A 4873-nucleotide genomic window follows, 5' to 3' on the forward strand; every position below is an offset into this window, starting at 1 on the left:
AACGGCAAATACTTAGATCCGATCCAAGGCAAAGACTATGAGCTTGGCATAAAGGGGGATTATTTTGATGGCGCGCTATCGGCTTCGTTTGGCGTATTTAAGGTCGTGCAAGATAAACTAGGCGCAAGAACGGGACAAAAGATCCCAGGCACCACGACCGATGCGTACGAAGCTAAAAAAGGCGTAACGAGCAAGGGCTTTGAGGTAGACGTAAACGGCGAGATAAATCAAAACTTAAGCCTGGGTCTTGGGCTTACTCACTTTAACGCTAAGGACGCAGACGGTAAGAAATTTGACACCGAAAGCTCGCGCACTACGGCAAATCTCTTTGCTAAATACTCTATAGCGGACTTTAGGGCGGGCGCGGGAGTGCAGTATAAAAGTAAAATTTACGTCGGTAGCGGCGCAAACGAAATCACGCAAAAGGCCTACACGCTGGCAAATTTGATGTTTGGCTACAGGATAAGCAAAAATTTCGACATCCAGCTAAACATCGATAACGTATTTAACAAAAAATACTTCGAGGGCATCGGAAACAACAAGATGGTCTACGGCGATCCGCGAACGTTTAATCTAGGCTTTACGTATAATTTCTAAGGCGTTTTGGTACGCCTTGCTGCTTGGGTTGCGCCCGTAATAACCCAAGCTATAAATTCGGCGTTTTTACCGGCATTAAACCATAAATTTACGAGCGGCGATAGATGCCGAATTTAGATATAAAACTAAGCGTAAATTTGTCTTAACGTGCTAGAAATGCTCTTTTAATGAGCAATAAATTTGTTACAAACTCGGTACAGTTTGATTGTAATCTAGTTTTTAAAGTTTATTTTAAGCGTTATTTTTGCGAACGTAAGGTAAGATTAAGGCAAATTTTTCTTAAGGCTAAATTTTGAAACGCGCTATTTTTCAAGCTATCTCGCACGTTATCATCTTTATGCTGGTTGCGGCGTTTGCTAGCGGTTGTGCCGCACAAAAAAAGGCAAACCCTGGCACCCCAATGCCTATCACAAATGCTGAAATAAAGCACATCTGCGACGATAAAACTCCAAAAGAATGCAACAATACGGGCGTGAAATTTGAAAATGACAAAGACTACGAGCGTGCGAAACTCTGCTACCAAAAGGCCTGCGACGATAACGAGGGTATCGCCTGTTCAAATCTAGGCTCGCTACATCAAAAGCTAAAAAGCAAGGAAGAGAGCGAGATATTGACTATATTTGGGAAATCATGCAAGCTCGGTAACAAATACGGCTGCTATAACGCAGCTAATTTCTACCGCCTAGGACGCGGCACCGAGCATGATTTTGCCGCGGCGCGTAGACTGTACGAGAAGTCGTGCTTGCAGCTAGAACACGCACAAAGCTGCTCAAATCTCGGCGGTATGCATCAATTTTCGCTAGGCGTAAAAACCGCGGACTTGGAAGCGGCAAAGAAATTTTACAAAATGGGCTGCGAGATGGGCGATGAGATCGGCTGTAGAAACCTCTCGCTAATAAGCAACGAGTAAAATTTGCTTTTATGTTTGCCTCGTACCGCTAGCTCTGACTTCTAAAATCTACTTAAGTTACCGCTAAATTTTGCCTAGTTTACAACTCTTACGGGCTATTTTCGGCATTATAGATTTTGAGCGTTAAATTTGACGAAACGACAAAGTCGTGTCTAAATTTACCCCAAATTTTCCACGTATAAAAGCTAAATTTACAAATTTAAGCAACACAAAAGCGCGAGCCGTAGATCGCAAGAGTCAAATTTAAAGACCTAACATAGTCTTTAGAAGCATGTAAATAAGTGCCGCCGAGCCGCCTGCGATCGGTAGAGTGATAACCCACGCAAGCACGATAGGTTTGACCATTTTCCAGTTGGCGTCGCGGTTTAGGATACCGATGCCAAGCACCGCACCGATGAGGATGTGCGTCGAGGAGACTGGGATACCTAGCTTGGTAGCTAGCAAGATAACCGTACTGGCGGCTAGCTCGGCACTAAAACCCGTCGTAGGTAGGATCTCGGCTAGCTTGCTACCGATGGTGGTAATGACCTCCTTGCCCAAAAACCAAAGCCCCACCACGAGCGAGATGCCAAACGTCACCATCGCGATGCCCGGCACCGGAGCGGTGGCGTTTATGGAACCTGTTTTTAGCACATCTAGGATCGCGGCAAATGGCCCTACGGCGTTTGCGATGTCATTTGCGCCGTGAGAGAAGGCGAACGAGGAGGCCGTAAATATCTGAAACCATGAGAAAATGCGGTTCGTACTCTTTTCGGCATTATCTTTTTTCATCACGTTTATCATCGCAAGCGTGGCGAGATATGTGACGATACCGATGACGCAGATGATCCAGATCGTGCCGATAAAGCCGATGTCTAGATTTAGGTGCGCTAGGCCTTTAAACAGCATCATCGAGGAGATGATGATCGCGCCGATGCCTGCCACCATCGGGATGTGTTTGCGCATAGCTTTTGACGTATCTAACTCTTTTTCGCGCTCTTTCATGGCTTTGATGGCGAGCTTGTATTCGCTGCGTTCGCCGCTTTCGACGTCGTCCTCGTCAAGGACCGCGATCTTGCTTAGTATTCTTATCTGCTCGCTTTCGGGTTTTGTTTTTAACTCTTGCAAATAGCGCTCTTTGTAGGCTTTACGCTCGCGTTTTAGCACCTTTAGCTCTAGGGTAAATTTGCGAGTCGGGATCAAAATTTTAGATTTTATGTAGCCGTAGATAAAATAAGAAAGGATGCCTCCTAGCAGCGGCGAGATCACCCAGCTAACGGCGATCCTGCCTATCTCGCCCCAGGAAACCATGGCTAGCGCTTTATCTCCGCCCATCGTCGTAAAGCCCATCGTAAGCCCGGCGCCGACGATACCGCCTACGATCGAGTGCGTCGTGGAGATAGGTAGACCCTTTTTAGACGCGATAAATAGCCAAATGCCCGAGCTTAAAAGCGCCGACATCATAATCAGCACGAAAAGCATAGGCTCCGTGCCCTCCTGCGGGAAGCTCACGATGCCCTCGCGGATGGTTTTGGTTACCTCGCCGCCGGCGAATATCGCGCCGCTAAGCTCGAAAACCGCAGCGATGACTAGGGCTTGCTTTATCGTGACGGTCTTGGCGCCCACGCTCGTACCAAATGAGTTTGCGACGTCGTTGCCGCCGATGTTAAACGCCATAAAGATACCGAAAATACTAGCGATACTGAAAAGCAAAAAGTGATGAGTCGGGATGTACTGATAGCCCCAAACGAAAAATCCAAACGCGGTAATAGCGAAGATCGCAAAGGCAAAAAGATTGTCGCTTCTCAAGCAAGTCCTTTTAAAAATGAATGGTTAATTATAGCTATATTTTTCTTAAGCAAGCCAAATTTAGGCGGTTTTATTAGCTTTAAATTTTAGCTTCGTTATAATTTGCCCACTTAAATTTAAAGGAGAAAAAGTGACTATCAGAGAGAAAATTTTAGACGATATCAAGACTGCGATGAAAGAAAAAGATAACTTTCGCCGCGATACGCTAAGACTCATAAACTCTGTCATCAAGCAAGTCGAAGTCGATGAGCGTATCGAGATGACCGACGAAAAGGTGCTACCGATCCTACAAACCCAGATCAAACGCCGCATGGACTCTATCGAGCAGTATAAAAACGGCGGCAGGGACGATCTGGCGCAAAACGAGCAAAAAGAGATCGACATCATAAACGGCTATCTACCGAAGCAACTAAGTGCTGACGAACTAGAGGCCGAGATAAAAGCGATCATCGCCGGCCTTGGCGATGGTGCAAATATTGGCACCGTGATGAAAGCAGCCAAAGAAAAAATAGGTGCTAGAAGCGATGGCAAGAGCATAAGCGAGTGCGCAAAGAGGCTGCTGGGCTAAATTTGCATTTAAATTTGACCAAATTTGCTTTGGGATTTGGTCAAATTTCAAAGAATGGCAAGCTTGCTTTAGGTGAGTTTGCTTTTTGTAAAATTTAAAGCGATACGGAGAGTGGACCGGTTCGCTTTTGTTGAATTTGCGAAATACAGTTTTTTTGATTCGTGTGGGGGCAAATTTGCTAATTTTGATTTTATGAGTGTAAATTTACAAGGATGTATTACACCTTTTGCAAAAGAGGGTAAATTTATGCCTATAAGCTTAAAACAAATCCTGGATATTTTTGATTACTCTCAGGCATAGTTTGTATTATTATTTTGATGCGACTATGCATTCTAAGATTTTCGTTTTTGTCAACATGCTTTAGATTAATTTTTTAAGGTAGCATGAGAGGGTTCAAATTTGAGCCAAACGTTTTAAATTTGGCTCAAATTTCGTATAACGTTACTTTACGCTTTCTTCTATCGTTGCGTCTATTATCTTAAATATCTCGCCGCTTGCTTGTTTGACCTTGGCGAATCTATCGACGAATTTTTGGATATCGTTCATGTTGTAGCCGTTTTTTGAGTCGTCTAGATTGGCTTTTACTAGATCGCTTATTTGTTTTGCGGGAGCGCTTGCCTTCTCGAAGCTTTTTGAATTTGCAAAATACGCCGCCGCACTCTCATACCATGCATTTAAATTTTGCGTTTGTTTTTGCATATTTTCGTCATCGCCTCTTTCGTTGATAACGTTTCCGTATGCGGTCTGTAGATACGTCACTCGGTTGATCTTGCCGATGATACCGATTGTTTTGTTTTCGACGTATTTTGAGATTTTTGCGCTTTGCGTCGCGCCTTGGCTAAATACATTCACAGCATCTCTAAATTTAGACACGCTCACGTTTGCGACTTGCGCTATTTGCGTGATTTTGTTGGAGTTGTCGTTTAGATCGTTTGTTTGTTGTTGTAAGGTTTGGATATTTATGCCGATTTCGCTTGTAGCTTTTTGTGTATTTTCGGCTAGTTTTCGCA

General features: G+C 44.3%; 4 protein-coding genes and 1 pseudogene. 3 read left to right on the plus strand and 2 right to left on the minus strand.

Annotated features, from left to right (window positions below):
* The coding region (locus Q0338_RS03110) for a TonB-dependent receptor (RefSeq protein ID WP_298085484.1) at positions 1–597 on the plus strand (597 nt) is incomplete at its 5' end.
* Positions 598–889: 292 nt separating this feature from the next.
* Entirely contained in the window at positions 890–1507 is a 618-nt protein-coding gene (locus tag Q0338_RS03115; protein ID WP_298085485.1) for a tetratricopeptide repeat protein, read from the plus strand.
* Positions 1508–1750: 243 nt separating this feature from the next.
* Here Q0338_RS03115 and Q0338_RS03120 read toward each other — a convergent pair whose 3' ends face one another.
* The gene (locus Q0338_RS03120) at positions 1751–3295 is read right to left on the minus strand and encodes an inorganic phosphate transporter (protein ID WP_298085486.1); all 1545 of its coding nucleotides are present in this window, start codon (positions 3293–3295) and stop codon (positions 1751–1753) included.
* Positions 3296–3425: 130 nt separating this feature from the next.
* Here Q0338_RS03120 and Q0338_RS03125 point away from each other — a divergent pair, with 130 nt between their 5' ends.
* Positions 3426–3863, plus strand: a complete 438-nt coding sequence (locus tag Q0338_RS03125) for a GatB/YqeY domain-containing protein (RefSeq protein ID WP_298085487.1) — start codon at positions 3426–3428, stop codon at positions 3861–3863.
* Positions 3864–4304: 441 nt separating this feature from the next.
* Here Q0338_RS03125 and Q0338_RS03130 read toward each other — a convergent pair.
* A pseudogene (locus Q0338_RS03130) lies at positions 4305–4873 on the minus strand (transcriptional regulator); the annotation flags it as partial.

Source organism: uncultured Campylobacter sp., from assembly GCF_938018145.1.
GTDB lineage: Bacteria > Campylobacterota > Campylobacteria > Campylobacterales > Campylobacteraceae > Campylobacter_A.